Source organism: Mycobacteriales bacterium, assembly GCA_035995165.1.
Classification (GTDB): Bacteria; Actinomycetota; Actinomycetes; order Mycobacteriales; family CADCTP01; genus CADCTP01.
In genome coordinates, this window is record DASYKU010000048.1 from 37,476 (window position 1) to 64,466 (window position 26,991).

Genomic DNA, 26,991 nt, shown 5'->3' on the forward strand with positions numbered 1-26,991 from the left:
AGGCGCACGCCATCGACCGGCGCGCCGTAGGTCAACCGCACGCGAACCGCGTATGCCCTCGTCCTACATCTGGTCCGGTCGGTCCGGTACGCCGTTCCCGCAGGTCACGGCGCGACGAGCTCGACCTCGAATCCGTCGCCGTCGGCGAGGTAACCGGCGTAGTGCTCGGGCCCTCCCGCGTACGGGTGGCGATCGGCGAACAGCAGGGTCCAGCCGTGCTGTGGGGCGGCCGCGACGAGCGCGTCGACCTGGTCCCGGCCGGCGGCGTGGAAGGCCAGGTGGTTGAGGCCGGGACGGGTGCGTTCGTGCGTCCCGGCGACCAGGTCCGGGGACCGCTCGAAGACCAGGTACGTCGGCCCGAGCCGGTAGCTCACCCCGCCCGGCCAGTCCTGGAACCGGCGGTAGCCGAACTTGCCCAGCAGCCAGCCCCAGGAGGCCACGGCCCGGTCGAGGTCCGGGACCCAGAGCTCGACGTGGTGGAGTGTCCCGGCGGGCGGAGTCGCGGTCATCCGGGGCATTCTCTCCCGTCCACTGTGGACGGCTCCGGTGCGGTCGCGGGGGTCAGCGGCGGGGTCAGCGGCGGCCGAAGAGCCAGTAGAGCAGGGAGTTGCCGGGGTTGAGGGCGATCAGCACCCGCCAGAACCGCTTGCTGCCGCGGACCTGCTCGGGCGTACGCCGATTGAGGTCACGCCAGGCGAGGGTTCCGGCGACGGTGCCGGCCAGGGCGATGGGCACGGCGACCTTCGTCGGCGGTCTACGCTTCATGGGCTACGTCATACACCCCTCTGATCGGCGTAGTGTCACTAGCTGAACCCGGCGCCTCCTCCGGAGGTCTCCGGTCGGCGAAGGGCCATCATGACCGCTACGCGACCGGACGCCGTGGACCTGCCCGCGCTGCTGGTGGACCTGCTCGCGGCCCGGGCCGCGGTCGCCCACGACCTGACCCCGACGAGCAACCGGCGTCCGATCGAGGAGCGCAAGCGGCTGCTCGCCTGCATGGAGGCGTACGTCGCCGGGCTGACGTCGCGGCAGCTGCCGATCCCGCCGCGGTTGCGCGACGAGCTCCGCCTGCACCGCGCACTCCTCGTCCCCGACGACCACCGCCGCTAGAACCCCACACCGACCCGCTGCCCCGGCCGCCCGGCCCGCCCCGCGCCGCCCGCATCGGGCGGCGGGCTCACGCCGCAGGGCGGGCCGACCCAGCACTTCTCCTGGCCGGCGGGCTTCATCGGGGTGGACAGCCCGGCTGACCCGGGAGTTGACGGGCTGGGAGCCGACGGGCGGGCTGCCATCATGGCGGTCATGGGCTCCCCGCTCGACGCCGTGAGCTGGCCGGTCCGGACGGAGCGGCTCGCGCTGCGGCCGGCGACCGCCTCGGACGTGGGGCCGACCTGGTCCTACCGCCGGCTGGAGGACGTCAGCCGCTGGCTGACCAGCGCACCGGCGACGGTGGCGGAGTTCCGCGCGCGGTTCGCGGACCCGGCGACGCTGGCCAAGACGCTCGTGATCGAGCGGGACGGGAAGATCGTCGGCGACCTCATGCTCACCCTCGAGGACGGCTGGGCCCAGGCCGAGGTGACCGACCAGGCCCGCGGCGTGCACGCCGAGCTGGGCTGGGTGCTGGACCCGGCCGCAGCCGGCCGCGGGTACGCGACCGAGGCCGTCCGGGAGCTGATCCGGATCTGCTTCGAGGACCTCGGCCTGCGCCGGGTCGCCGCCAACTGCTTCGCCGACAACGAACCCTCCTGGCGGCTGATGGAGCGGGTCGGGATGCGCCGCGAGACCTACTCGCTCCGCGACTCCCTGCACCGCTCCGGCCACTGGCTCGACGGCATGTCGTACGCCCTGCTCGCCGACGAATGGAAACCTTCATGACGGCAGTCGAGAGCAGCAGCGGGACCCGGCGTACGCGGCGGGGCCGGCTCGCCGACGCGGTGGTGGACCGGCTGGTCCGACCCGGACTGGGCGTCCCGCCGGGATCCCGGCGACCCGTTCTGGAGCCGGATGCAGCTCGGCGCCGCCCTGGACCGGGCCACGGTGCCGATCCACGTCATCGGGGGCTGGCAGGACCTGTTCCTCCCCCAGACGCTGGACCAGTACGCCCGGCTGCACGGGCGCGGGCAGGACGTCGCCCTGACCGTGGGGCCGCGGACCCACGTCGGGACCCTCCGCGACGGTGCCGGGCTGATCGCCCGGGAGACCCTCGACTGGCTGGCCGAGCACCTGGCCGGCACCGGCACCCGCCGCCGTCCCGAGCCGGGGTGTTCGTGACCGGGGCCGAGGAGTGGCGCGACCTGCCGACCTGGCCGCCTGCCGACCACGCCCGGAGCCGTCACAGGGCCGCCGGCACCCGCGGCGGTGCGGTGAGGCGGTAGCCCGCCAGCAGCCAGGACACGCCGAACGCCCACACCGCGACGACCTCGCCCACGTAGAGCGGGGTCAGCGGCCCCAGGTCGGCGTGCAGCGCGCCACCGACGACGGCCCACGCTCCCGCGGCCAGGATGACGGCGGCGCAGCTCCGGTGGATCCAGAACAGCCTGGTGCTGCGCAGGACGAGCCCGCGGGCGCTGAGGCTGCGGGCCGATCCGGCCTGCACCTCGCTGGCGGCGAACAGGAAGCTCATCGCCGCCATGCCGAGGATGAACACGGCCGCGCACACGGCGTGGATCACCGCCGTGTGCGACTCGCCGAGCTCGTACTCGACGAACGAGCACCCGGGCAGTGACCGCGCCTCCTCGCAGTGCAGCGCGTTCGGAGCGAGACCCGAGCGCGAGGTCGGGAAGAACACGACCCCGAGGACGGCCAGGCCGGCCAGGAGACTGGCCCAGAAGTCCCACGTACGCCGCTCTCCGGCGAGGTAGGTGGCGAGCAGGAACCCGATGACGCAGAGGCCGCCGACGAAGATGTCCTGCATCGACGTGTGGTAGTACGCGCTCAGCGATCCCCGGACGTGGACTCCCCCGCGGAGATAACGCGCCTCGCCGACGATGAACACGAGCGGCAGCGCGATCCCGAGGAATCCGACGACGAGCCGGATGGTCCGGTACGACTCCGTGTACGCCGTGTTCCGCTCGCTCTCCGGATAACGGCTGTGCGTCGCCATGCCGGTCTTCCCACTGCTGACCCGACTCACCGTGGCCATCGCAGTCCCTCCCCCGCCGACGGGCCGTACGCCGGCGGCGAGAGGTCCCCGTCACCCGTCGGCCCACCCTCAGGAGGCACGACCGCCCGGAACGGATACCAGCGTCGTCGCAGTGGGGACGGGCGGTCAGTGCGGGGTGAGGAGGCAGCCCTGGGGGGACCCGCCGCCGGCGGGGAAGGCGGCGGTCAGGGCTTGGGCGGTGCGGCGGGCCCGCTGCCGGTAGCCGGCGCTGGTGAAGTGGATGCCGTCGGAGCCGAACCAGGAGTCCTGCACCTGCGCGGCCCAGTCGTACACGCGCATGTTCGGGTACGTCCGGCAGGCCGCGAGGAGCGCGGCGTTCCACTTGCTCATCTGCGTCTCCGACCACGGGCCGGACGGTCGCAGCGTGCGCACGGTCAGCCAGAGCGCGGGCCGCCCGCCGATCTCCTTCATGAGCCGGTCGATCCGCTCGGCGGACCCGACGTTGCTGCCGGCGTACTGGTTGGCCGTGTCGTTGGTGCCCATCGCGAAGACCCAGCAGCCGGCGTACCCGGCGTCGACGCGCTTCGCGGTCGCCTCCTGGGCGTTGGGCTGGCCCTTGTAGCGCTCGACGATCGAGCGGGCCCCGAGGATGTCGGTCTGCACGGACCGGACGCCGACGGCCCGGTACCGGGCGTCGATCCGGTCGCTCGGGTTCGGCAGGTACGCCGGGTCCATCAGCCCGAGGGACGTGGAGTCGCCGACGTGCACGACGGACGTGCACGAGGTGCGGCCGCGGGTCTTCGCGGCGGGTGCGGAGGCGCTGGCCCGGGCCGGGGTCGGGACGGCCGCCGCGCTCGTCGCCGGAAGCGGCGGGGGGGCCGCGACCGAGGAGACCAGCTGCCGGTCCCGCCCGGAGACGAGCGTGACCGGCGAGAGCGTCGTCACCGCGACGGCCACGACCATCGCGGCCCCGATGGCGACCGGGGCCCGCGTACGGAAACCGGGCGACGGATGCAGCACGGTCCGCCGCGCGATGCTGACGAACCCGTGCCGCCGTACCGGGTCCTCGATGAGGAACCACGACAGCGCCGCCAGCATCAGCGTCAGCGCGACCTGCACGGCGGTGAGCCAGAACCACGGCTCGCCGGCGCGGCGTTCCGGCGTCCAGACCGCGACGGGCATGTGCCAGAGGTAGATCCCGTACGAGCGTTCGCCGATCCAGCGCAGCGGCGCGATCCCGAGCGCCCGGCCGAGCAGGCTGCCGGGGTAGGAGACGGCGACCAGGACCAGCGCGGTCAGCAGCGACATCAGCAGCAGCCCGCCGCGGTAGAGCGAGAGCGAGTACGCCGTGGTGGTCAGGATCAGCACCGCCACCCCGCCCAGCGCGGCGATGCCGACGGCGTCGACGGCCATCCGCGCCTCGCGCGGCGGCCGGTCCCGGATCCGCCCCGGCCGGTAGACCAGCGCCAGCGCCGCCCCGGCCAGCAGCTCCCCGGCCCGGGTGTCGGTCCCCTCGTACGCGCGGGTGTGGTCGAAGCCGGGATGGGCCAGGACGGCGAGCAGGACGAACGACACCACGGCGAGGGCGGCCGCGATCCCGGCCGCGCGGTGCCGCCGCCGGCCGGTCACCCGCAGCAGGACCAGCAGCAGGATCGGCCAGAGCAGGTAGAACTGCTCCTCGACGGCCAGCGACCAGAGGTGCTCCAGCGGCGCCGGCCCGGCGACGGCGTCGAAGTAGGAGGAGCCGCGGGCGATGTCGGCCCAGTTGCTCACGTACAGGGCGGCGGCGACGGTCTCGCCCCAGCGCGCCGGGAGCGAACCGCGGTCCACGACCGCCGTGATCGACAGGACCGCGACGAGCACGACGGCCAGCGCCGGCAGCAGCCGCCGGGAGCGCGCCAGCCAGAATGCGCGGAGGTCGATCCGGCCGGTCCGGTCCCAGCCGGAGAGCAGGACGCCGGTGATGAGGAACCCGCTCAGCGTGAAGAACATGCTCACGCCGAGCAGCCCGCCGCCCAGGCCCGGCACGTCGAAGTGGTAGCCCAGCACCGCGACGACGGCGACCGCGCGGAGTCCGTCCAGACCCGGCAGGTAGGTCGTACTGGCACCGACGGGACGAGGCACACCATCCCCTCTCGGGCGGGTGGACTCGGGCGGGTGGACTCGGGCGAAAGTAACACCGCAGTGCCATCGCGGGACGTCACCGCCCCTCCGGGCGTGTCCCGGCCCATTCCGGGAGCGGCGGCCGCTGGACCTCCGGCGGGCGCCGTACGGAACCCAGGGTCAGGAGATGGCCTGGATCCCGGTCGTCACGCAGGTGGCGTCGATGTCACCGGACGGCGCGCCGCTGACGCCGATGCCGGCCACGACCGTGCCGCCGCCCTGGATCGGCAGGCCGCCCGGGAGGATGACGAAGCCCGGCACGGTCCGTCCCTTCGCGACGGCCCGGCGTCGCCGACCGTACGGCGGAAGGACCGCCCGGCCGGCGCGGAGCCGGAGTTCACCAGAAGTAAATCGATCTATCCGGATCGGGCCGGGACAAGGCCCCGATCAGGCCGACCAGATCGGACGGCGGGGCCAGGTGACGTGGCCGTCCTCGAGGCGGAGCTCGGCGTCGAGCTCCGCCGCGGCCTCGGCGTCGTGGGTGGCCATGACGACCACCGCGCCGGCGGCGGCCTCGGCCCGCAGCGCGTCGATGACCCGCTGCCGGTTGGTGCCGTCGAGGTCGCTGGTCGGCTCGTCGGCCAGGATCACGGCCGGCGTGCCCGCGAACGTCCGGGCCAGCGCGACCCGCTGCTGCTGACCGCCGGAGAGCTCGTCGACCAGGTGGGTCGCGGACTGCTCCAGGTCCAGCAGCGCGAGCGCGGCCCGGGTCCGCGCGGGGGCGTCGGCGACGCCGGCGGCCAGCAGCGGCATCAGGACGTTCTCCTCGGCGGTGAGGAACGACGGGAGCCCGTTGCCCTGCGGGGTCAGCGCGATGCCGAGCGCGGCGGCCGCGGCCCGGTCGCCGACCGGGACGCCGCCGACCTCGACCGTGCCCGCGTACGGGACGGCGCCGGCCAGCGCCCACAGCAGGGAGGACTTGCCGGCGCCGGACGGGCCGGTGACGGCGAGCATCCCGCCCGGCGGGACCTCGAACGTGGCGTCGTGGACGGCGACCACGGCGCCGTACCGGACCTCGACGTGGTTCGCCCGCACGGGGCCCGGCGCCCTCATCGGTCGTCCCCGACCGGGGCGCCGCCCCCGGCCGGCGGACCCTCCCCGGCGGAGGTGCCGGGAGAACCGTCTTCGATGACGAGCAGAAACCCTTCCGGGGCCGACCGGAAGCGGACGAGAGTGCCGGGCGGCAGGGTCGGCAGCGCGTGCGCCGGCAGCGGCAGGAACCCGTCCGCGGTGACCACCGCGTACTCCTCCCCCAGCCGCCCCTCGCCGCCGATCTTCCCGTCCCGGATGGTGATCGTGCGCGGCAGCCGCTGCGCGACGGCCGGGTCGTGGGTGACCAGCAGGACCGTCGTGCCGAGCTCGCGGTTCGCCCGCGCGACCGCCTGCAGCACGGTGTCCCGGGCGGCGTGGTCGAGCTGGCTGGTCGGCTCGTCGGCCAGCAGCAGCCCCGGCCGGGATGCGAGCGCGACGGCGACCGCGACGAGCTGCAGCTGACCGGCGGTCAGCTCGGTGAGCGGGACGTGCGCCTGGTCGCCCAGCCCGACCGAGGCCAGGACCTCCTGCGGGGACGGGAGATCCGGGCTGCGGGACCAGCGCTGGGCGAAGGCGACGTTCTGCTCCGGATCCCGGTACGGCACGAGGTTGCGGGCCGCGCCCTGCAGCATGATCGAGATCCGGGTGGCCCGCAGCTCGTCCAGCTCGCGCTCGGACAGCGCCGACAGCTCGGCGTCGCCGAGCAGGATCCGGCCCGCGCTGGGCCGGATCATCCCGCCGAGCAGGCTCAGCAGCGTCGACTTGCCCGCGCCGGACGGGCCGAGCAGCCCGACCAGCTCGCCGCCGCGCACGTCGATATCCACACCGGACAGTGCGGCCACGTCGTGGCCCTCGGTGTGGTAGACGTGCACGAGCCGTTCCGTGCGCACCGGCAACCCGATCACAGCGCCTCCCGGACGCGGGCCAGCCGGGACCCGGCCCGGGCCACGGCCCGCCCGCAGAGCCAGGCGACCAGTCCGAGCACGACCAGCGCCGCCGCCAGCGCCAGGAGCACGGCGCCCACCGGCGCGGCCAGATCCAGCTCCGCCGCCGGCCGCGGCTGCGCGAACAACGGCACAGTCGGCAACGCGAAGACCGCGCCGAGCAGCCCGCAGCCGCCGCCGGCCAGCACCGCGAGCAGCACGACCGGCAGCTGCTCGCCGACCGCGACCCGGCCGAGACCGCGGCGCGGCACGCCGCTCATCCCGAGGCAGGCGAGGTCCCGCGACCGGCGCCGCCACGTGCTGGCGACGAGCAGGACGAGGACGAGCGCGGCCAGCAGCAGCCCGGCGACCGCGGCGAGGATCCCCAGCTGCAGGCTCCAGGCCGGGACGGACGCGGCGTACCCGGCCCGGACCTCGCTGAGCCGCCGTACGCCGGAGATCTCGATGCCCGCGCGGTCCAGCGCCCCCCGGACCCGGGCCAGCGCGGCCGGGTCCTCGGTGTCGAACCAGACCTGGATCCGGGTCGCCTTCCCGGCCCGGGATCCCCAGTGCTGCAGCAGGTCCAGGTCGACCACCGCGGCCGGACCGGCCAGTCCCGGCGCCCGCGGCAGCTCGCTGACGGCGGCCATCGTGCGGTTGGAGCCGGTGAACCCGCTGCCGAGGACGGTGTCGGCGCCACCGGCGTCCACGACGAGGGCCGGCAACGCCGCCGGGAACCAGCGCGAGGCCAGCAGCGGCGTGGACCGCCCGTCGCTGTCGACCCGCAGCGAGAGGCCGGGACCGGCGGCCGAGATCCGGTCGAGCTGGTCGACGCCCGGCTGCCAGTCGGCGGCCGTGCCCGGCAGGTCGGTCGAGCCGCCGCCGGCCCGGACCTCGCTGATCCCGAGCTGCCCGTGGTGCCGCGTGCCGTAGTCGACCGAGATGGCCAGTCCGATCACCGTGCACCCGGTCGCGCACGGTACGGCCGCGCTCAGCGTCCGCGGCCCGGTCGTCGGCAGCGGCCCGAACTCGACCGCCTTCTGGTCCCCGGCCGGGTCCAGGAACTCCAGCCGCAGGGCCGCCGGCGCGCCGCCGTCGACGTCGAACCCGGACGGCGTGGCCAGGAACGAGAGCGTCCGGCCGGTGAGCCCCAACCGGCGCCCGGTCGGCACCCGCAGGCTCGACCACGGGACGGCCGCGGGGTCGGCGCCCGGGAACAGCGCGATGCGGCGGAACGCGTCCGGCTCGACCGCGAGCGTGGTCCGGAACGCCTTGTCGTTCGGCGCCACCCGGACGACCGGGGTCGCGTGGCCGTCGGCGACGGTCGCCAGCGCGGTCCGGACCCGGGCGACGTCGGTCCCGGTCAGCTCGGCCACCATCGGCGCGCCGGTGTCCCGCTGCGCCGCGAGCTGCCGGTTGCGCGCCCCCACGCTCACCGCGTACGTCGAGAACACCAGCAGCGCGGAGGCGACCGTCACCACGGTGACGACCCGGCGGGTGGCCGGGCGGCGGGCGATGGCCAGCAGCGCCAGCGCGGCCGCGTACGCACCCCGGGCGGTCAGGCGGCGGCCGGCCCAGGTCGCCACCGGCACGATCAGGTGGGCCAGCAGGAGACCGGCGATCAACGCCAGCAGGGCCGGCGCGGCCAGGGCCAGCGGGCCGCGCAGGTCGCCGGTGACGAACAGCAGCACCGCGGTGCCGGACGCGGCGATCAGCACCGCGTCGGTCACCCCGAGCCGCCAGCCCGGGGCGCGCATCGGCACGCTGCGCAGCAGTTGCGCGATCCGGTCCCGGGTGCCGGCCGCGGCGGCCGCCCAGGTGACCGCGGCCAGCAGCACCGCCGCGACCGCGATCGCCAGCCAGAACCCGCGGCCCAGCTCGAACGGCGCGGCCGACTGCAGCACGGTGTGCCGGGCGACGGTCGCGAGGCCGAGCGCGACGGCGACCCCGACGGGGACGCCGGCCAGCACGACCGGCAACAGCTCCGCCAGCACCAGCCGGCGGGCGCCGACCCGGCCCGCGCCGCGCAGCCGGGCCACGGCGACCTCCGGGCGGCGCTGCTCGACCGCGGCCCCGAGCGTCAGCCCGAGCACGAACAACGCCAGCAACCCGAGCTGGATCATCAGCAGCGGCACGGTCACCAGCGCCTGCCGCCGCCCCCGGTCGATCGTCCCGCTGATCCCCGGCAGGCCCGACTGCACCTCGGCCAGCACCGCGTCGGCCCCGTTGAGCGGCCCCCCGAGGTCGTCGACCTGCGGCCGTCCGACGTCGGCCATCCGGGTCGCGATCGCACCGGCCCGCACGACCCGGTCGACCCCGGCCGCGGGCCGGTCCAGATCGAACGTGACGCTGGTGGTGGGGTCGAGCCAGCGCACCCCGGAGAACGTCGCCGCGGTCGTCAGCCAGGTGTCGTGCATCGGCCGGTACGGCGGCTGCGTCCCGATGAACCCGGACAGCCCGGTCAGCAGCTGGTCGTTCCAGTACGGCCCCCGCACCTGCCGGTAGACACCGGTCACCCGCAGCGGGACGACCGGCAGCTTCCCGTCCTGGTCCACCGCGGTCTGCTCGACGACGTCCACCCTCGAGCCCACGCCGAGCCGGTAGTTCGTCACGTCGGCCGCGCTGACCGCGACCTCCCCGCGCCCGGTGGGGCACCCGCCGGCGAGGAGGTCGACGTGCTCGCAGGCGCCGTCCCGCCACTGCAGCGCGCCGACCGGCGAGGCCGAGGTCTGGTCGGAGCGGGTGACGAGCAGGGAGCCGCCGTCGATCCGGCGGTCGAACCAGGGCCGGGCCTCCGCCGGCAGCAGCGAGGCCAGCCGGTCCTGGGTGGCCGGCACGTAGCCGGAACCGGCCAGGCCGAAGGTGAACCGCGAGACCGACCGGACCTCGATCGCGGTCGCGCTGCTGGACGCGCCGTCCACGGTCAGGCGGGTCAGCGCCTGCTGCATGGCCCGGTCGTACAGCGGGGCCAGGACCGCGCAGGCGGTGATCAGGGCGGCCAGGACGAGCAGCACCAGCCCCTGGCCGAGCCTGTACCGGATCGCCAACCACACGAGGACCCACTCCCCCGAACGCTGATCGTCGCGACCCTAGCGCCCCGGGCGATCAGGCCGGAGCGGCCACGACCAGCGCGCCCGCCGGCCGACCATCCAGACGGCTCAGCCCGACCGCGACCAGCGGCAGCACCAGCAGGATCGCCGCCGCCACCGCGATCCCCACCGACATCCGCACGCCGGTTTCCTACCCACTTCGGAGCTCATCGGAATAGCTGCGCGGGCTGGGTGGCTGGGTCGGCCAGGACTGGCCGAGAAGGAGGACGCCGGATGCGCGCGCTGCAGTTCAGGTCGTACGGGGGCCCGGAAGTGCTGGAGTGGGCCGAGGCGCCGGAGCCGCACGCCGGCCCCGGGCAGGTCCGGGTCGCGGTCCGGGCGGCGAGCGTGAACCCGGCCGACTGGAAGATGTTCAGCGGCGCCTTCGCCGGCGGCAAGCCGTTGGAGGGCGTGGGCTACCTCGGGTACGACGCGGCCGGCGTGGTCGACGAGGTCGGCGAGGGCGTGACCGGGGTCGAGGTCGGCGCCGAGGTGTTCGGCAACGGCCGCAACACCGAGGCGCAGTACGCGGTGCTGGACTCCTGGGCGCTCAAGCCGGCCTCGGTGGACTGGGCCGTGGCGGCCGCGGCCGGCGTCGCCGGGGAGACCAGCGAGCGCGGGTTGCGGCTGCTCGGGGTCAAGGACGGCAGCACGGTCTTCATCGACGGCGGCGCGGGCGGCGTCGGCGCGGTCGCGGTGCAGATGGCCGTCGCCCGCGGCGCCCGGGTGATCGCCTCCGCCGGCGAGGCCAACCACGACTACCTGCGCGAGATCGGCGCGACCCCGGTCCGGTACGGCGAGGGTGTCGCCGACCGGGTCCGCGCCGCCGCCGGCGGACCGGTCGACGCGGTCTTCGACGTCGCCGGCCGTACGCCGATCGAGGAGCTGATCAGCCTCGTCGCCGAGCCGGCGGACGTGCTGAGCATCGCCAACTTCGCGGCCGGCGAGGCCGGCGCCCGGGTCACCGGCGGCGGCTCCGACAGCCAGGCCCCGCAGGCCCTGGCCGAGGTCGCCGGCCTGCTCGAGCAGAGCAAGATCGTGATCAAGGTGCAGACGTTCCCGTTCGAGCGGGCGGTCGAGGCGAACCGGATCAGCCTGGCCGGCCACCTCCGCGGCAAGCTCGTCCTCGTCCCCTGACGTCCCGCCCCCCGTGAGTCGGGTACGGCTGCCAGCAGGGGACGGCCGGCCCGACTCAAGGGGGTGCCGCCCGGTACGGGGCGGGTCGGCACCATCGGGGCATGCCGTCCCCGCCTTCGCCGCACCAGTGCCGACGGGTGACCTTCGGCGCGGTGGTACGCGACCGCAGGCGGTCCCTCGGCCTCACCCAGGTGCAGCTGGCCCACCGGGCCGGCTGCAACCGGCAGTCGATCGTGCGGGTCGAGACCGCCGCGCACTCGCCCTCGCTGGACCGGCTGTTCGCCCTCGCCGACGCGCTCGAGATCAGCCTCGACGACCTCTTCCGCGATCTCGACCGGCGTACGGTGCCGCCCTGATCCGGGTCCGGACCGGCCGCGCGGCCCGCCGGTCCGCCGGGGCGGGCCGGCGGATCAGGGGGTGGGGGCCGGGGGCCAGGTCTTGGCGACCATGGTGAGGACGTCGTACGTGGCGACCGGCGTTCCCCCGGTGTTGACGACGACCGCGTCCCAGCGGACCTCGCCGTGGTCGGCGCCCCCGCGCGGGGTGATCTGCTTCGCGGTGAGGGTGACCGTGAGCTCCTCCCCCGGCTTCACCGGGGTCAGGAACCGCAGGTTGTCCACGCCGTAGTTGGCCAGCACCGGGCCCGGGTCCGGGTCCACGAACAGCCCGGCGGCCCAGGACACGATCAGGTACCCGTGCGCGACCCGGCCGCCGAACAACGGGTTCGCGGCCGCCGCCTCCTCGTCCATGTGCGCGTAGAACGTGTCGCCGGTGAACTCGGCGAAATGCTCGATGTCGGCCAGCGTGACCGCCCGCGGCCCGGCCGTCACCGAGTCGCCGATCCGCAGCTCGGCCAGCGACTTGCGGAACGGGTGCACGCCGTCGTCACGGCGCGCCGACCCGGTCACCCACCGCCGGCCGATCGCGGTCAGCATGTCCGGCGACCCCTGGACGGCCGTGCGCTGCATGTGGTGCAGCACGCCCCGGATCCCGCCGAGCTCCTCGCCGCCGCCGGCCCGCCCCGGCCCGCCGTGCACGAGCATCGGCAGCGGCGACCCGTGCCCGGTGTTCTCCCGCGCGTCGTCCCGGTCGAGCACCAGGATCCGCCCGTGCGCGTGCGCCGCCCCGAGCACGAACTCCCGCGCCACCGCCGGGTCGTGCGTCACGATCGAGCCGACCAGGCTGCCCTGACCCCGCACGGCCAGCGCCACCGCGTCGGCGACCCCGTCGTACGGCAACACCGTGCTGACCGGGCCGAACGCCTCCACGTCGTGCGGCTCGGCCGCGGCGGTGTCGTCGCAGCGCAGCAGCAGCGGCGGCAGGAACGCGCCGCGGTCCCGGTCCGCGCCCACCACCTCGAACGAGTCCGGGTCGCCGGACACCAGTGACGCCACCGCGCGCAGCGCCTTGACCGAGCGCAGGACCTCCTCGCGCTGGTCGAGGCTGGCCAGCGCGCCCATCGTGACGCCCTCGGCCCCCGGCGCGCCGACGACGACCTTGGCCAGCCGTTCCGACACCGCGGAGATGACGTCGTCGACGAGCGGGCGGGGCACGAACGCCCGCCGGATCGCGGTGCACTTCTGCCCGGCCTTGACGGTCATCTCGGCGACGAGCTGCTTGACGTAGAGGTCGAACTCCGGGGTGTCCGGGGTGGCGTCGGGGCCGAGGACGGCGCAGTTGAGCGAGTCGGCCTCGGCGTTGAAGCGGACCGAGTTCGCCACCACCGCGGGGTTGGCGCGCAGCTTGCGCGCGGTCGCGGCGGAGCCGGTGAAGTGGACGAGGTCCTGGCCGCCGAGCCCGTCCAGCAGCCCGGCGGCGCTGCCGGCCAGCAGCTGGACCGAGCCCGCCGGCAGCAGCCCGGACTCGATGATCGCCCGGAACACCGCGGCGGTCAGGTACGACGTCTGGCTGGCCGGCTTGACCACGGTCGGCACCCCGGCCAGGAACGCCGGCGCCAGCTTCTCCAGGAAACCCCAGACCGGGAAGTTGAACGCGTTGATCTGTACCGCGACACCCTGCAGCGACGTGTAGACGTGCTGCGCGGCGAACGTGCCGCGCTTGCCCAGCGGCTCGACCGGCCCGTCCAGGACGACGGTGTCGTCGGGCAGCTCCCGCCGCCCCTTCGACGCGTACGACAGCAGCGTGCCGAAGCCCCCGTCGACGTCCACGCCGCTGTCGCGGTCGGTCGCGCCGGTGCGGCGGGAGATCGCGTAGAACTCGTCCTTGCCGGCCATGAGCATGAGGCCGAGCTGCTTGAGCAGGGCGGCCCGCTGGTGGAACGTCAGCTCCCGCAGCGCCGGGCCACCCACGCTCCGCCCGTACGCCAGCATGGTCGGGACATCCAGCCCGGTGCTGCTGATCCGGGCGACGGTCTCGCCGGTCACGGCGTCGGCCAGCGGGGTGCCGCCGTCGGCTGCGGCGTACCAGCGGCCGGCGGCGTAGCTCTCGAGCAGGGGTGCGGTCATCGGGATGCTCCAGATCGGGACGGGGTGCGGATGCCGTCGAAGGTGGTGGCGACCAGCGCGTCGGCCAGCGCGTCGGCGTCCAGCCCGCGGTCGGGCCGATACCACTCGATGAGCGAGTTGACGCCGCCGAACAGCAGCCGGCTGGTGACCGCGGGGTCGATGTCGGGCCGGACGTCCCCCTCGGCGGCGGCCGCGCGGACCAGCCCGGTGACGAACCGGTCGAAGTCCCGGCGCCGCTGCAGCGCGGCCCGCTCGACCGGCGAGTTGCCGCGCACCCGCAGCAGCAGGGTGACGTACGGCAGCTCGGCCGCGAGCACCCGGACGGAGGCGCGCACGACGTACTCCAGCCGATCGATCGCCGGGCCGGTGGTCGCGCCGGGCTCCTCGGTGACCGCGAACAGCCCGTCCAGGGCGCGGTCCAGGGCCAGCCGCAGCAGCTCGACCTTGCTCGGTACATGGTGATAGATAGCCGACTTGGTGACACCGAGCCGCGAGGCCAGCTCGTCCATGCTGGTGGCGTCGTAGCCGCGCTCGTTGAACACCGCCACCGCGGTGTCCAGCAGCGACCCGAGCGAGTGCCCCGGCCGCCCGCGCCGAACCGGAACGCTCATCGTGCTGCCCTTGTCCGCCTCGTCGGTCGTTCCGCTCCTCGGGCCGCCGTCGGGGGCCGGCATCGTCCGGGGGCCCTGCGATGCTCGCTCCCTCGTCGGCTCACGGACGCACCCGCTGGTCGAGCAGGCGCTGCAGCTTGCCCATCGAGCGGGGCAGCGTGTCCGGCTCGACGACCGTGACGTCGACCGACGAGCCGACCGTGTCCTTCACGCCCTTCGCGACCTCGGCCGCGGCCGGGGTGCGCCGTTCCGGCGGGCAGTCCGGCCGGGCCTCGACCTGGACGGTCAGGTGGTCCATCCGGCCGCGGGTGCTGAGGATCAGGTTGAAGTGCGGCGAGAGCCCGGGCGTCCGGAGCACGATCTCCTCGATCTGGGTCGGGAAGAGGTTCACCCCGCGCAGGATGATCATGTCGTCGGTCCGGCCGGTGATCTTCTGCATCCGCCGCATCCCGGGTCGCGCCGTACCGGGCAGCAACCGGGTCAGGTCCCGGGTCCGGTAGCGGATGACCGGCATCGCCTGCTTGGTCAGCGACGTGAAGACCAGCTCGCCCTCCTCCCCGTCCGGCAGCACCGCGCCGGTGACCGGGTCGAGGATCTCGGGGAAGAAGTGGTCCTCCCAGACGTGCAGGCCGTCCTTGGTCTCCGCGCACTCCTGGGCGACGCCCGGGCCCATCACCTCGGACAGCCCGTAGATGTCGACGGCGTCGATGTCGAGCCGCTCCTCCATCTCCGCCCGCATCTGCTCGGTCCAGGGCTCGGCCCCGAAGATGCCGATCTGCAGAGAACTCTTGCGCGGGTCGAGCCCCTGCCGCTCGAACTCGTCGATCAACGCGAGCATGTACGACGGGGTGACCATGATGATCCGCGGCCCGAAGTCGGTGATCAGCTGCACCTGCCGGGGCGTCATGCCGCCGGAGACCGGGACGACCGTGCAGCCGAGCTTCTCGCCGCCGTAGTGGGCGCCGAGGCCGCCGGTGAACAGCCCGTACCCGTACGCGTTGTGCAGGATGTCGCCGGGCCGCCCGCCGGCCGCGCGGATCGAGCGGGCCATCACGGTGGCCCAGATGTCGAGGTCCTGCTCGGTGTAGCCGACCACGACGGGCTTGCCGGTGGTCCCGGAGGAGGCGTGCACCCGCCGGACCTGCTCCCGCGGCACCGCGAACAGGCCGAACGGGTAGTTCTCCCGCAGGTCGGCCTTCGACGTCGTGGGGAACCTCGCCAGGTCGGCCGGCTCCCGGCAGTCGTCGGGATGCACGCCGGCGGCGTCGAACGCGGCCCGGTAGTGGGGCACGTCGTCGTACACGTGCCGGAGGGTGGTGCGTAGCCGGTCGAGCTGCAGGGCGCGCAGCTCGTCGACGCCCATCCGCTCGGCGGGGTCGAGGATCGCCGGGTCGGGCGCGGTGCCCCGCCGTCGCGCCTCGCTGGTCGCAGCCGTCATGGCGCAGCCTCCGCACTCCCGGAACCAATACCGACCGGATGGTCAGTAATCGAATCTTCCCGGCGCGACGCTGTCAAGGTCCGCTTGTCTGGCGGCCGGGGATCGGGCAGACTGATTACCTGACCGTACGGTCAGTAAGTCGGAGGGAGCCGGCGGTGGTCGCGACAGTCCCGGACGAGGTCGTCCTGCAGGAGCAGTTCGACGCGACGATCGCCGCCGACCGCCGGATCGAGCCGCGGGACTGGATGCCCGAGGGCTACCGCAAGACGCTGATCCGGCAGATCGCGCAGCACGCGCACTCCGAGATCATCGGCATGCAGCCCGAGGGCGACTGGCTGCTGGCCGCGCCGAGCCTGCGGCGCAAGGCGATCCTGCTGGCCAAGGTCCAGGACGAGGCCGGCCACGGGATGTACCTCTACTCGGCGGCCGAGACGCTCGGCGCCGACCGGGCCGACCTCACCGACAAGCTCATCGAGCGCAAGCAGAAGTACAGCTCGATCTTCAACTACCCCACGCCGACGTACGCGGACGTCGGCGTCATCGGCTGGTTCGTCGACGGCGCCGCGATCTGCAACCAGGTCCCCCTCTGCCGCAGCTCCTACGGGCCGTACGCGCGGGCGATGATCCGCATCTGCAAGGAGGAGTCCTTCCACCAGCGGCAGGGCTACGAGCTGCTCATGACGATGATGCGCGGCACGGAGGCGCAGCGGGCGATGGTGCAGGACGCGGTCGACCGCTGGTGGTGGCCGTCGCTGATGATGTTCGGCCCGCCCGACGACGACAGCCCCAACAGCGCGCAGTCGATGGCCTGGGGGATCAAGCGGCACAGCAACGACGAGCTGCGCCAGCGGTACGTGGACATGACCGTGCCGCAGGCGGCGTTCCTCGGCGTCACACTGCCCGATCCGGACCTGGAAGCGGACCCGGCGACCGGCAGGCACCGGTTCGGCCCGATCGACTGGGACGAGTTCAAGCAGGTCGTCCGCGGCGACGGGCCCCGCAACGCGGAACGGATCGCCCGCCGGCAGGCCGCCCGCGACGACAACGCCTGGGTCACCGAGGCCGCGACCGCCTACGCGGAGAAGCACCTGTGAGCGGGAGGTCGGGCGCGGCGGCGTCCGGGCCGGAGAACCCCCCGGCCCCGGGACCGCGCCCACCCGAGGGGCGCGGAGGGAAGACGCCGCCGGAGGCGCCCGACCGGGAGCGAACCGAGGCAGCACAGAGCGACCTCACCGCCGAGGGTGGGCACGGGGCCGTGCCGACCGGACCCGAGATCCCGGTCGCCCCCACGAAGAGCCGCCGGGACTGGCCGCTGTACGAGGTGTTCGTCCGCGGCAAGCGCGGCCTGAACCACGTGCACGTCGGCTCCCTGCACGCGCCCGACGACGAGATGGCCGTGTACGCCGCCCGCGACGTCTACACCCGGCGCAACGAGGGCGTGAGCATCTGGGTCGTCCGGGCCGAGATGATCACGGCGTCCAGCCCGGACGAGAAGGACCCGATGTTCGCCCCCAGCGGCGACAAGGTCTACCGGCACCCGACGTTCTACGAGATCCCCGACGACGTCCCCCACATGTGAGCTGAGATGACGCACGAGGAGACCGTCTACGACGCGCTGGACACCGCCCACGGCGGCGAGGGCCAGTGGGCGTTCGGCACCGGCTTCGACGAGCCGCTGGCCGGCGTCGACACCACGGTGCCGGACGGCGTCGACCCGGCCGAGCTGGGGGCGTACTGCCTCATGCTCGGAGACGACGCGCTCGTGCTGGCCCAGCGGCTGACCCAGTGGGTGACCGCGGCGCCGGAGCTGGAGGAGGAGGTCGCGATCGCCAACACGGCCCTCGACCTGCTCGGGCAGGCCCGGCTGCTGCTGGCCCGGGCCGGGTCGGCCGGGGTGCTGGGCCGGTCCCGGGCGCTGGCCACCGACTCGATCCCGGACGAGGACGCGCTGGCGTACTTCCGGGACCCGGACGAGTTCCGCAACACCGGCCTGGTCGAGGCGCCGGGCGGCGACTTCGCCCGCACCGTGGTCCGGCTGCTGGCGGCGACGACCGTCCGGCTGGCGGTCTTCACCCGGCTGCGGGAGTCGCGGGACCCGGTGCTGGCGGCGATCGCGGCCAAGGGCGTGCACGAGCTGGCGTACCAGCGCGACCACGCGGCCCGCTGGGTGCTGCGCCTCGGCGACGGCACGCCCGAGTCGCACCGCCGGGCCCAGGCCGGCGCCGACGCCGTCTGGCCGCTGCTGGCCGAGGTCTTCTCCCCCACCGACGTCGAGCTCCGGCTCACCGCGGCCGGCGTCGCGGTCGACCCCGCGGCCGTACGGGACGAGGTCGTCGCCGTGCTCACCCAGGTACTGGAGCAGGCGACCCTGACCGTGCCGCCGTGGCCGGCGTCCGAGCCGCCCCGGGGTCGCACCGGCACGCACGGGCCGGAGCTGACCGAACTGCTGGCGGATCTGCAGGGCCTGGCCCGCGAGCACCCGGCGGCGACGTGGTGACCGACCCGCGGTCCGCAGCCTCCCGAACCGCCGCCGACCCGCGGGTGGTCGCCGGGACGGTGACCGATCCGGAGCTGCCGATGCTCACGCTGGCCGACCTCGGCGTGCTGCGGGACGTGCGGACCGAGGACGGGACCGTCGTCGTCGAGATCACCCCGACGTACTCGGGGTGTCCGGCGCTGGGGGTCATGCGCGCGGACCTGGTGCACCGGCTGCACGCGGCCGGCTTCCCCGACGTGGACGTCCGGACCACGCTCTCCCCGCCCTGGAGCACCGACCGGATCACCGCCGCGGGCCGGCAGAAGCTCGCCGCGGCCGGCATCGCGCCGCCGGGACCGGCGCCGGTCCGGGCCGCGGGCCCGGTGCCGCTGCAGCTCGGCCCCAGCCGCCGTACGGCGTCCTGCCCGCAGTGCGGCTCGCCCGACACCGTGGAGCAGAGCGAGTTCGGCGCGACCGCCTGCAAGGCGCTGCGCCGCTGCCGCGCCTGCGGCGAGCCGTTCGAGCACGTGAAGGAGATCTGAGTGGCGAGCGCGGAGGCTCCGGCCGACCCGGTGCGGCGACGGCCGGCGTTCCACGCCCTCACCGTCGACCGCGTCGAGCGCCTGACCGACGACGCCGTCGCCGTCACCTTCGCCGTTCCCGCCGAGCTGGCCGAGGAGTACCGCTTCGCGCCGGGCCAGGCGCTGACCCTGCGGCGGGTCGACGGCGACCGCGACGAGCGCCGGTCCTACTCGATCTGCGCCCCGATGGGGGCCGCCCCCCGGGTCGGCGTCCGCGAGGTCCCCGGCGGCTTCTTCTCCTCCTACCTCGTGCACGAGGTGAAGCCGGGCGACGAGATCGAGGTGCTGCCGCCGTCGGGTACGTTCACCGCCGACCTCAGCGTCCCCGGCGACCACGTCTTCGTGGTGGCCGGCTCCGGGATCACCCCGGCGATCTCGCTGGCCGGCACCGTCCTGCGGGACGGCCGCTCCACGGTCACGGTCTTCTACGGCAACCGCCGGACGAACACGGTGATGTTCGCCGACGAGCTCGCCGACCTGAAGGACCGGTACGGCCCGCGGCTGCAGCTGGTGCACGTCCTGTCCCGCGAGCCGCGCGACGCCGAGATCACCACCGGCCGGCTGGACGGCGACCGGCTGCGCGTGCTCGTCGGCAAGCTGGTCGACGCACCGTCCGTGGACCACTGGTGGCTCTGCGGGCCGCACGGGATGGTCGGCGACGCCCGCGCGCTGCTGGGCGAGCTGGCTGTCCCGGCCGAGCGGGTGCACCAGGAGCTGTTCTACGTCGACGACGTGCCGCCGGAGCCCGTCCGCGGCGACGAGTCCACTGTGGACGGTCCGGTCTGTCAGGTCACGGTCGTGCTGGACGGACGGTCGACGACGCTCGCGCTGCCCCGGGACGTACCGGTGCTGGACTCGGCCCAGAAGGTCCGCGCGGACCTGCCGTTCGCCTGCAAGGGCGGCGTCTGCGGCACCTGCCGGGCCCGGGTCACCGAAGGCGAGGTCCGGATGCGCCGCAACTACGCGCTCGAGCCGGCCGAGGTCGAGGCCGGCTACGTGCTGACCTGCCAGTCCCTCCCCCTGACCGGCACCCTCACCGTCGACTACGACGCCTGACGCCTGCCTCGGCCGGCCGGCGGGCAGCGGCCTCCGACCTCGCTCGCCGCAGGCCCGCGAGGGCGACGGCGATCGCCGCTGCGAGGATCGCGAGACAGGCCGCGCCGGCGATCGCCGCGAACGCCTGCTCGAACGCCGAGCGAGTCTGCTGCAGCAGCTCTTCCCCGCGGACTCCGGGCAGCGTGCCGGCGACCGCGGCGGCGTCGCCGAGCGTCCGCCGGGCGTCGGCGGCCGCGTCCGGCGGCAGCCCGGCGGTCGCGCCGCCCGTCGCGGCGCGGTAGACGGCGACGCCGAGCGAGCCGAGCAGGGCGATGCCGAGCGCGCCGCCGAGCTCGGCGCCGGTCTCCGCGACGGCCCCGGCCACGGCTGCCTGCTCCGGCCGGGTCCGCGTCACGATCAGGTCCGTGCACAGCGTGTAGACCGGCGCCAGGCCGACGCCGAAGACGACCGTGCCGGCGACGATCACGCCGAGGCCGCCGGAGACCTGCGTCAGCAGGCCGCACCCGGCCGCCGACACGACCAGCCCGGTGCCGATGACCCGCGTCGGCGGGAACCGGGACACCGCGGCCGGGCCGATCGCCGTCCCGGCCAGGTACGCCAGCACCGACGGGATCGACCAGAGCCCGGCGCGCAGCGGGGACAGGCCGAGGACCCACTGGAGGTACTGGGCGACGGCGACCTGGGTGCCGTACAGGGCGAAGAACGTCAGCGCGTTGGCCAGCAGCGCCACCCGGACCGCCCCGGTACGCAACAGCGCCGGGTCGATCATCGGCCGCGCGGCCCGGCGCTGCCGCCGGCCGAACGCCGCACCGAGAACGACGCCCAGCAGCGCCGCGACGCCCGCCGCCGGGAGGCCGCCGCCGGCCGCGGCCCGCTTGATCCCGTAGACCAGGGTCAGCACCGCGAGCAGGCTCAGTGCCGCGCCGGGCAGGTCGAACCCGGTCGCGTCCGGATCGCGGAACTCCGGCAGCACCGCCGGTCCCACCACGAGCAGCAACAGCGTCACCGGCACCGCGACCAGGAACACCGACCCCCACCAGAACCGGTCCAGCAGCACCCCGCCCAGCACGGGAGCGAGCAGCCCGCCCAGCGAGAAGCCGGCGGTCCAGACCCCGAGCGCGGCCGTACGCTGGCGGCGATCGACGAACAGGCCCCGGATCAGCGCCAGCGTCGAGGGCATCAGCGACGCCCCGGCCAACCCCATCAGCACCCGGGCCGCGATGAGCAGGGCCGGCGTGCTCGCGAACGCCGCGGCCAGCGACGCGGCGCCGAACAGCGTCGCCCCGACGAGCAGCAGCCGGCGCCGGCCGATGCGGTCGCCGAGCGCGCCCATCGCCAGCAGCGCACCGGCGACGACGAAGACGTACCCATCGACGATCCAGAGCAGCTGGGCGTTGCCCGGATGGAGGTCGGCCACGATCTTCGGCACGGCGAGGTTCAGCACCTCGCCGTCCATCGAGACCAGGAAGCAGGGCAGCACGAGCACGGCGAGCCCGAGCCAGTCGCGGCGGGTCGCTCGGCCCTCGTAACGTGTATCCATTGCTCATCACGTTACCCGCCGGCAACGCGTTGATGCCTTCTATTGCGTTACGATGACGAGGTGACCGTCCGGGTACGTCCGCTGGCGCTTCCGGAGCTCGTCGCGCTGGTCAACGGCTGGGGCACCCGGCCGAGGGAGGTCGGTCACCGGGACGCGCCGGCCGACGGCGCCGACGCGACCGCCGTCGCGGACCGGCTGCACGCCGTCTTCGTCGCCGGCTCCCCGGACCGGGCCCGGCTCGTGACCGAGATGCTGACCGAGACCGGCGTACGGCCCGCGATCACGCTGGACGACGGTGCGCCGGCCGAGGCCTGGTCGGTGGCATCCCCCGACGGCGCCCTGCTCGCGTCGGCCGCGCTGGCCCTGCGCGCGCACCTGGCCGCACACCCGGACCGGCTGGGAGTCTGCGCCGACCACCAGTGCGCGGACGTCTACGTGGACGCCTCCCCGGCCGGCCACCGCCGCTTCTGCTCGCTCACCTGCCAGAACCGCACCCGCGTCGCCACCTTCCGCGCCCGCCGCCGCGCCGACACGTGAGCGGGCGACAACGACGGCGGCGACAACCAGGACGTCGACGGCCCCAGCGGGCCGCTGGCCGGCGGGCGGATCTGCGACTACGAGCAGTGGCCGTACTCGGGGCGGCGGCCGTCGCCGTTCGTGCTCACCGTGCCGGCCGCGGCGTACGGGACCGACCTGCCGGACCTGCTCGACGGGGCCGACCCGGAGGCGACGCCGGAGCAGGACCGGGTGGTGCTGGCGGCGCTGCTCGTGCCCGCGGGACAGGGCCGGGCCGTCTTTCCCTAGCCCCGCCCTCTGGTCACTGACTGGTCCTCCAGGCCCGACCGGGGCGACGGCCCCAGCAGGAAGACCAGCGCCAGCACCACCGTCACGAGGACCGCCGCCAGCGGCGAGACGAACGCGACCAGCGTCGCGACGACGTACGCGGCCAGCCCGATCGCGTACCGGATGTCGACGTCGCGGACGAACGCCCGGGAGACGCCCTCCACGAGCAGGTTCGCCCGCACGGCCCGGCGCCAGACGAGGTTGAACGCGACCGCGTTGGCCGCGAGCGTGCCGCCGTAGAGGAGCACCGCGGTCCGGGCGTCGCCGCCCTCGGTGTGCTCGGCCACCAGCCGGGTCGGCAACGGCAGGAACGACACGCAGGCGAGCAGGGCCAGATTGAACAGCAGCAGGAGCTGGTCGACCCGGTCGATCATCCGGAACAACGCATGGTGGTTGGACCACATGATCCCGATCTGCAGGAAGCTCGCCCCGTACGCGCCGATCTCCGGCAGCGCGTGGTGCAGCGCCGCGGCCAGGCTCTCCTCCGGCCCCTGATCAACCCGTACGTCGAGGATCAGCAACGTGATCGCGATGGCGAACACCCCGTCGCTGAACGCCTCCAGCCGCCCGGTGTCGCCGCGCTCCGCCACCCCCCACCACCGACCGACCCCGCGCACCATCCACCCTCCACTCCCGACCGACCGCTCCGCAGACCGGCACAGTAACCACCACGGCCGGCACCTTCAGTCGCCGTAGGCGTCGTGCCATCGCCACCACGCGTACGGCGGTTCCTGGGGATAGCCGTCGGGTGAGTCCTCCCACTCCTCCTGGCGGCCGAGGGCGGTGATGTCGAGGTAGCTCCAGGTGCCGCCCATCACCTCGTCGCCGCGGCCGTTGACGAAGTACGTGCGGAAGACGCGGTCGCCGTCGCGGATGAACGCGTTGGTCCCGTGCCATTCGTCCACGCCGAAATCACGGTCGAACTCGTCGGTCAGCGTGTACCAGGGCATGGTCCAGCCCATCCGGGCGGTCATCCGGGCGATGTCCGGCTGCGGTGCGCGGGAGGCGAACACCAAAGTGGTGTCCCGGGCGTTGAGGTGGGCGACGTGCGCGACCTGGTCGGCGACCAGGGAGCAGCCGGGGCAGGCGTGCTCGGGCCAGCCGTAGACGCCGGGCTCGAAGAACGCGCGGTAGACGATCAGCTGCCGCCGCCCGGCGAAGAGGTCGAGCACGGTCGCCGGTCCCTCGGGGCCGTCGAAGCGGTAGGCCGCCGTCACCTCGGTCCAGGGCAGCCGCCGGCGCTGCGCCGCCATCGCGTCCCGGGCCCTGGTGAGCTCCTTCTCCTTGACCAGCAGACGCTGCCGCGCCACCTCCCACTCGTCCGCCGACACGATCGCCGGGCCGTTCATCCTGTCTCCTCTCGAACGTTGAGGTGCTCGGTCAGGGCGTCGAGCCGGCCGTCCCAGTCGCGGGCCAGCGCGGCCAGGAACTGCTGCGCCACCTGCATCGGCGCCGACCGCAACCGGTAGCGGACCCGCCGCCGCTCCCCCGGCTCGGCCGTCACCAGGCCGGCGTCGGCCAGCAGGCCGAGGTGCTTGGCGATCGCCTGCCGCGTGATCGGCAGCCGACCGGCCAGGTCCGTCGCCGTCGCCGGGCCGCCCGAGGCCAGCGCGGCCAGGATGGCCCGCCGGCTCGGGTCGGCCAGCGCGACGAACACCTGCTCCGCGACGGCCTCCGGACCTGGCGCGTCCGGGCCGGACGCGGCCGGGTCCGACGCCGGCGCCGGCGGGTCCAGCGAGGTCCGGCCGGCGCCCGTCGGGTCAGGCGGCATCGAGGTAGGCGACCAGCTCGCCCAGCTCGCTCGCCCACCCCTTGGTGTTGCCGTCGTACGCCGTGCCGAACGCGTCGTCCGGAAGCTGCGCGAACCCGGTCTCGACCACCGTCAGCCGGGTGCCGGCGCCACTCGGCTCGAGCGTGAACTCCACGTACGTCCGGCGCGGGTCGTCCTCGGGCAGGCCGTAGATGTGCCAGGTGAAGCCGAACACCGACGGCTCCTCGACCCGCTCGACGCGCATGTTCGCGACGTCGCCGCCGTCCCACGACATCCGCGCGGAACCGCCCGGGCGCAGGTCGATCGTCGCCTCCTGGCCGAACCAGGCGGCCAGACCCTCGGCCGTGGTCAGCGCCGTCCAGACCTTCGCCGGCGGGTGCGCGACCTCGACGACCCGCTCGATCCGATCCGGGAACCCCATGACTGCCTCCTCGAAGTAGCAACTGAACGGTTGCCACCCTATAGCAACCGTTCGATTGCGTCAACGGGGCGTGCGAGACATCGGGCGGGATCGACCCCTGCGCGCCGTCGAACACGGCGCGGCTCCTAACGTCGGGTCATGGATCACCCGATCACGCTGATCACCGGCGCCAACAAGGGCCTCGGGTACGAGACGGCCCGCCGCCTGCTCGCCGCCGGCCACACCGTGCTGCTCGGCGCCCGCGACCGCGTCCGGGGCGAGGCGGCGGCGGGCGAGCTCGGCGCCGCCTTCGTGCCGATCGACGTCACCGACGAGGCCGGCGTCGGCGCCGCCGCCGACCACGTCCGCGAGCGCCACGGCCGCCTCGACGTGCTGATCAACAACGCCGGCATCGTCGGCCCCCGGGGCCCGCTCGCCGACACGACCGCGGCCGAGGCGCTCGCGACGTTCGACACCAACGTCCTCGGCGTCGTCCGCGTCACCCACGCGTTCCTGCCGCTGCTCCGCGAATCCGAGCACCCGCGGATCGTCAACGTCTCCAGCGGGACCGGGACGATCAGCCGGATGGAGGAGATCGGCTGGAACCAGGAGGTGGCGCCGGCGATCTACTCGACCAGCAAGGCCGCGCTGAGCATGCTCACCCTGCACTACGCGCACGCGCTGCCCGGCATCCTGGTCAACGCCGTCGACCCGGGCTACACCGCGACCGCGCTCAACGACTTCCAGGGCACCCAGACCATCGCCCAGGGCACCGACCTGATCGTCGAGCTGGCGACCCTCCCACCCGGCGGCCCCACCGCCACCGTCCGCCGGCACTGGACGACCCCGGCGTAGCATCCGCAGCGCACGATCGACCCGAGGAGGTGAGACCCATTTCCGCACAGTCCGGCTGGGTGCTCCCGACCTCCAGGCTCGCCTGACGGGAGTGCCGGCAGAAGGCATCCCGAAAGGCGAACTCCATGTACTTCACCGCGACGGCGACCGCCGACGGCGTCACCGAACGCCTCTTCACGCTCGACGACGTCCCCGGCGTCCTCTGGACCCCGGCCGACGCCGGCCGTCCGCCGGGCGCCGCCGGCGGTCCGCTGATCCTGCTCGGCCACGGCGGCGGCCAGCACAAGAGGGCGCCGGGCCTGCTCGCCCGGGCCCGCCGCTTCGTGGCCGCGGGCTTCACGGTCGCCGCCGTCGACGCCCCCGGCCACGGCGACCGGCCGACCGCCGCCCGCGAGCAGCGGTACGCGGAACTGGCCCGGCGGGTCGCCGCCGGCGAACCGCTGGCCGACCTGATGACCCGGGAGAACGCCGAGCTGGCCGCGGTCGCGGTCCCGGAGTGGCGCGTCACCCTCGACGCCCTGCTCGACGGCGGCCACGCGCACGGCCCGGTCGGCTACTGGGGCGTCTCGATGGGCGCCGGCCTCGGCCTCCCGTTCGTCGCCGCCGACGCCCGGATCGGGGCCGCGGTGCTCGGCCTCGCCGCCGGCGCCGGGCTGGTCGAGGCGGCGGCCCGGATCACCGTCCCGGTCGAGTTCCTGCTGCAGTGGGACGACGACGTGGTGCCGCGCGCGGGCGGCCTGGCCCTCTTCGACGCGTTCGCCTCAGCGGAGAAGACCCTGCACGCCAACCCGGGCGGCCACACCGCCGTCCCCGCCTTCGAACTGGACAGCGCCGAGCGCTTCTTCCGCCGCCACCTCAGCCGCGCAGACCCGCGATGAGCAGGTCGATCAGGCGGGTCGGGTCGTAGTTGTCGTCGGCGCCGATGCAGAGCTGGCCGACGCCGCGCAGCAGCTCGAGGGGTGGACCGCCCGGGAGCACCACCTCGGCCGGTACGTGACCGAGCAGCCGCCGTACTCGATCCTGCAGCGCGGCATCGAGACGCACGTCCTGCCGGTGACCGAGGAGTACGGCATGGGCGTGCTCGCCTGGAGCCCGCTGGCCTCGGGCTGGCTGTCCGGCGCGGTCCGGGCCGGCCAGGAGGTCACCGGCAACCGCGCGACCGCGGTCCCGCAGCGCTTCGACCTCACCGTCCCGGCCAATCAGGCCAAGCTGGACGCGGTCGAGCAACTGGCCAAGGTCGCGGCCGAGGCCGGCCTGACGATGATCCAGCTCGCGCTGGGGCTCGTCACCGCGCACCCGGCCGTGACCAGCGCGATCATCGGTCCCCGTACGGTCGAGCACCTGCGCTCGCAGATCGCCGCCGCCGACACCGTGCTGCCCGCCGACATGCTCGACGCGATCGTCGCCCCCGGCACCGACCTGGCCCCGGAGGAGAAGTTCGACGCCCCGCCGGCGCTGCTCGACCCGTCCCTGCGCCGCCGCTGACGAGCCGAGCTCGTCATGACGGC

33 protein-coding genes are annotated in these 26,991 nt (G+C 74.5%); 15 read left to right on the forward strand and 18 right to left on the reverse strand.

The window, feature by feature from the left end; translation table 11 throughout:
* Positions 1-104: 104 nt before the first annotated feature.
* Together VGP36_07730 and VGP36_07735 are read right to left on the reverse strand one after the other, a co-directional pair.
* Complete coding sequence (locus tag VGP36_07730) at positions 105-509, reverse strand: VOC family protein (GenBank protein HEV7654611.1); 405 nt, start codon at positions 507-509, stop codon at positions 105-107.
* A gap of 64 nt (positions 510-573) precedes the next feature.
* Complete coding sequence (locus tag VGP36_07735; protein HEV7654612.1) at positions 574-765, reverse strand: hypothetical protein; 192 nt, start codon at positions 763-765, stop codon at positions 574-576.
* Between the two features lie 90 nt (positions 766-855).
* Here VGP36_07735 and VGP36_07740 point away from each other — a divergent pair, with 90 nt between their 5' ends.
* From VGP36_07740 to VGP36_07750, 3 genes are all read left to right on the forward strand, one after another.
* Complete coding sequence (locus VGP36_07740; protein HEV7654613.1) at positions 856-1,110, forward strand: hypothetical protein; 255 nt, start codon at positions 856-858, stop codon at positions 1,108-1,110.
* A 192-nt stretch (positions 1,111-1,302) separates the two neighbouring features.
* Positions 1,303-1,875 carry a GNAT family protein gene (locus VGP36_07745; protein ID HEV7654614.1) on the forward strand — a complete coding sequence of 191 codons (573 nt, stop codon included), beginning with the start codon at positions 1,303-1,305 and terminating at the stop codon, positions 1,873-1,875.
* A 129-nt stretch (positions 1,876-2,004) separates the two neighbouring features.
* A complete protein-coding gene (locus VGP36_07750) occupies positions 2,005-2,271 on the forward strand; it encodes a CocE/NonD family hydrolase (protein ID HEV7654615.1) in 267 nt (88 codons plus the stop codon).
* 61 nt (positions 2,272-2,332) lie between these two features.
* Here VGP36_07750 and VGP36_07755 read toward each other — a convergent pair whose 3' ends face one another.
* The 7 genes from VGP36_07755 to VGP36_07785 form a co-directional block, all read right to left on the reverse strand.
* Positions 2,333-3,142, reverse strand: a complete 810-nt coding sequence (locus tag VGP36_07755) for a hypothetical protein (protein ID HEV7654616.1) — start codon at positions 3,140-3,142, stop codon at positions 2,333-2,335.
* A gap of 126 nt (positions 3,143-3,268) precedes the next feature.
* Positions 3,269-5,227 carry an acyltransferase family protein gene (locus VGP36_07760; GenBank protein HEV7654617.1) on the reverse strand — a complete coding sequence of 653 codons (1,959 nt, stop codon included), beginning with the start codon at positions 5,225-5,227 and terminating at the stop codon, positions 3,269-3,271.
* Between the two features lie 159 nt (positions 5,228-5,386).
* Entirely contained in the window at positions 5,387-5,527 is a 141-nt protein-coding gene (locus VGP36_07765; protein HEV7654618.1) for a heme-binding protein, read from the reverse strand.
* A gap of 126 nt (positions 5,528-5,653) precedes the next feature.
* Positions 5,654-6,319, reverse strand: coding sequence for an ATP-binding cassette domain-containing protein (locus VGP36_07770; protein HEV7654619.1), 666 nt, complete (start codon positions 6,317-6,319; stop codon positions 5,654-5,656).
* A complete protein-coding gene (locus tag VGP36_07775; GenBank protein HEV7654620.1) occupies positions 6,316-7,203 on the reverse strand; it encodes an ATP-binding cassette domain-containing protein in 888 nt (295 codons plus the stop codon). Before VGP36_07775 ends, VGP36_07770 begins: the two co-directional genes overlap by 4 nt.
* Positions 7,200-10,274 (reverse strand): FtsX-like permease family protein, encoded by a 3,075-nt coding sequence (locus VGP36_07780; GenBank protein ID HEV7654621.1) that lies wholly within the window; start codon positions 10,272-10,274, stop codon positions 7,200-7,202. Before VGP36_07780 ends, VGP36_07775 begins: the two co-directional genes overlap by 4 nt.
* A 52-nt stretch (positions 10,275-10,326) precedes the next feature.
* Positions 10,327-10,452: a hypothetical protein gene (locus VGP36_07785; protein ID HEV7654622.1), complete on the reverse strand. Its 126-nt coding sequence runs from the start codon at positions 10,450-10,452 to the stop codon at positions 10,327-10,329.
* A 92-nt stretch (positions 10,453-10,544) separates the two neighbouring features.
* Between VGP36_07785 and VGP36_07790 the strand changes: the two genes are divergently transcribed.
* Both VGP36_07790 and VGP36_07795 read left to right on the forward strand, forming a co-directional pair.
* Entirely contained in the window at positions 10,545-11,447 is a 903-nt protein-coding gene (locus tag VGP36_07790) for an NADP-dependent oxidoreductase (protein HEV7654623.1), read from the forward strand.
* 101 nt (positions 11,448-11,548) lie between these two features.
* Complete coding sequence (locus VGP36_07795) at positions 11,549-11,803, forward strand: helix-turn-helix transcriptional regulator (GenBank protein ID HEV7654624.1); 255 nt, start codon at positions 11,549-11,551, stop codon at positions 11,801-11,803.
* 54 nt (positions 11,804-11,857) lie between these two features.
* Here VGP36_07795 and paaZ read toward each other — a convergent pair whose 3' ends face one another.
* From paaZ to paaK, 3 genes are all read right to left on the reverse strand, one after another.
* Positions 11,858-13,912, reverse strand: coding sequence for a phenylacetic acid degradation bifunctional protein PaaZ (paaZ, locus tag VGP36_07800; GenBank protein ID HEV7654625.1), 2,055 nt, complete (start codon positions 13,910-13,912; stop codon positions 11,858-11,860).
* Positions 13,909-14,523: a TetR/AcrR family transcriptional regulator gene (locus tag VGP36_07805; GenBank protein ID HEV7654626.1), complete on the reverse strand. Its 615-nt coding sequence runs from the start codon at positions 14,521-14,523 to the stop codon at positions 13,909-13,911. Before VGP36_07805 ends, paaZ begins: the two co-directional genes overlap by 4 nt.
* A 100-nt stretch (positions 14,524-14,623) precedes the next feature.
* On the reverse strand, positions 14,624-15,886 hold the full coding sequence (gene paaK / locus VGP36_07810; GenBank protein ID HEV7654627.1) for a phenylacetate--CoA ligase PaaK: 1,263 nt from the start codon (positions 15,884-15,886) through the stop codon (positions 14,624-14,626).
* A gap of 230 nt (positions 15,887-16,116) precedes the next feature.
* Between paaK and paaA the strand changes: the two genes are divergently transcribed.
* From paaA to paaE, 5 genes are all read left to right on the forward strand, one after another.
* Positions 16,117-17,055, forward strand: coding sequence for a 1,2-phenylacetyl-CoA epoxidase subunit PaaA (paaA, locus tag VGP36_07815; protein ID HEV7654628.1), 939 nt, complete (start codon positions 16,117-16,119; stop codon positions 17,053-17,055).
* Positions 17,056-17,216: 161 nt separating this feature from the next.
* Positions 17,217-17,540: a 1,2-phenylacetyl-CoA epoxidase subunit PaaB gene (gene paaB / locus VGP36_07820; GenBank protein HEV7654629.1), complete on the forward strand. Its 324-nt coding sequence runs from the start codon at positions 17,217-17,219 to the stop codon at positions 17,538-17,540.
* A 6-nt stretch (positions 17,541-17,546) separates the two neighbouring features.
* Positions 17,547-18,458 (forward strand): 1,2-phenylacetyl-CoA epoxidase subunit PaaC, encoded by a 912-nt coding sequence (gene paaC, locus VGP36_07825; protein ID HEV7654630.1) that lies wholly within the window; start codon positions 17,547-17,549, stop codon positions 18,456-18,458.
* The gene (gene paaD, locus VGP36_07830; GenBank protein ID HEV7654631.1) at positions 18,455-18,979 is read left to right on the forward strand and encodes a 1,2-phenylacetyl-CoA epoxidase subunit PaaD; all 525 of its coding nucleotides are present in this window, start codon (positions 18,455-18,457) and stop codon (positions 18,977-18,979) included. Before paaC ends, paaD begins: the two co-directional genes overlap by 4 nt.
* The gene (gene paaE, locus VGP36_07835) at positions 18,980-20,074 is read left to right on the forward strand and encodes a 1,2-phenylacetyl-CoA epoxidase subunit PaaE (protein ID HEV7654632.1); all 1,095 of its coding nucleotides are present in this window, start codon (positions 18,980-18,982) and stop codon (positions 20,072-20,074) included.
* Here the strand turns inward: paaE and VGP36_07840 are convergent.
* Positions 20,052-21,614 (reverse strand): MFS transporter, encoded by a 1,563-nt coding sequence (locus VGP36_07840; protein ID HEV7654633.1) that lies wholly within the window; start codon positions 21,612-21,614, stop codon positions 20,052-20,054. The two genes, paaE and VGP36_07840, sit on opposite strands and share 23 nt — an antisense overlap.
* Positions 21,615-21,674: 60 nt before the next feature.
* Between VGP36_07840 and VGP36_07845 the strand changes: the two genes are divergently transcribed.
* Together VGP36_07845 and VGP36_07850 are read left to right on the forward strand one after the other, a co-directional pair.
* On the forward strand, positions 21,675-22,151 hold the full coding sequence (locus VGP36_07845) for a CGNR zinc finger domain-containing protein (protein HEV7654634.1): 477 nt from the start codon (positions 21,675-21,677) through the stop codon (positions 22,149-22,151).
* A gap of 120 nt (positions 22,152-22,271) precedes the next feature.
* Positions 22,272-22,418: a hypothetical protein gene (locus VGP36_07850; protein ID HEV7654635.1), complete on the forward strand. Its 147-nt coding sequence runs from the start codon at positions 22,272-22,274 to the stop codon at positions 22,416-22,418.
* Here the strand turns inward: VGP36_07850 and VGP36_07855 are convergent.
* The 4 genes from VGP36_07855 to VGP36_07870 form a co-directional block, all read right to left on the reverse strand.
* On the reverse strand, positions 22,415-23,077 hold the full coding sequence (locus VGP36_07855) for a TMEM175 family protein (GenBank protein ID HEV7654636.1): 663 nt from the start codon (positions 23,075-23,077) through the stop codon (positions 22,415-22,417). The genes VGP36_07850 and VGP36_07855 overlap by 4 nt on opposite strands.
* Before the next feature lie 63 nt (positions 23,078-23,140).
* Positions 23,141-23,806 (reverse strand): DUF899 domain-containing protein, encoded by a 666-nt coding sequence (locus VGP36_07860; protein HEV7654637.1) that lies wholly within the window; start codon positions 23,804-23,806, stop codon positions 23,141-23,143.
* Entirely contained in the window at positions 23,803-24,228 is a 426-nt protein-coding gene (locus VGP36_07865; GenBank protein HEV7654638.1) for a metalloregulator ArsR/SmtB family transcription factor, read from the reverse strand. Before VGP36_07865 ends, VGP36_07860 begins: the two co-directional genes overlap by 4 nt.
* Complete coding sequence (locus tag VGP36_07870; GenBank protein ID HEV7654639.1) at positions 24,218-24,649, reverse strand: SRPBCC domain-containing protein; 432 nt, start codon at positions 24,647-24,649, stop codon at positions 24,218-24,220. Before VGP36_07870 ends, VGP36_07865 begins: the two co-directional genes overlap by 11 nt.
* A 138-nt stretch (positions 24,650-24,787) precedes the next feature.
* On the opposite strand from VGP36_07870, the gene VGP36_07875 reads away from it, so the two are divergent.
* Both VGP36_07875 and VGP36_07880 read left to right on the forward strand, forming a co-directional pair.
* Entirely contained in the window at positions 24,788-25,483 is a 696-nt protein-coding gene (locus VGP36_07875) for an SDR family NAD(P)-dependent oxidoreductase (protein HEV7654640.1), read from the forward strand.
* A 125-nt stretch (positions 25,484-25,608) separates the two neighbouring features.
* Positions 25,609-26,361, forward strand: coding sequence for an alpha/beta hydrolase (locus VGP36_07880; GenBank protein HEV7654641.1), 753 nt, complete (start codon positions 25,609-25,611; stop codon positions 26,359-26,361).
* Here VGP36_07880 and VGP36_07885 read toward each other — a convergent pair.
* The gene (locus tag VGP36_07885; protein HEV7654642.1) at positions 26,339-26,464 is read right to left on the reverse strand and encodes a hypothetical protein; all 126 of its coding nucleotides are present in this window, start codon (positions 26,462-26,464) and stop codon (positions 26,339-26,341) included. The genes VGP36_07880 and VGP36_07885 overlap by 23 nt on opposite strands.
* A 12-nt stretch (positions 26,465-26,476) precedes the next feature.
* On the opposite strand from VGP36_07885, the gene VGP36_07890 reads away from it, so the two are divergent.
* Positions 26,477-26,968, forward strand: a complete 492-nt coding sequence (locus VGP36_07890) for an aldo/keto reductase (GenBank protein ID HEV7654643.1) — start codon at positions 26,477-26,479, stop codon at positions 26,966-26,968.
* The last annotated feature ends 23 nt before the right edge of the window (positions 26,969-26,991 follow it).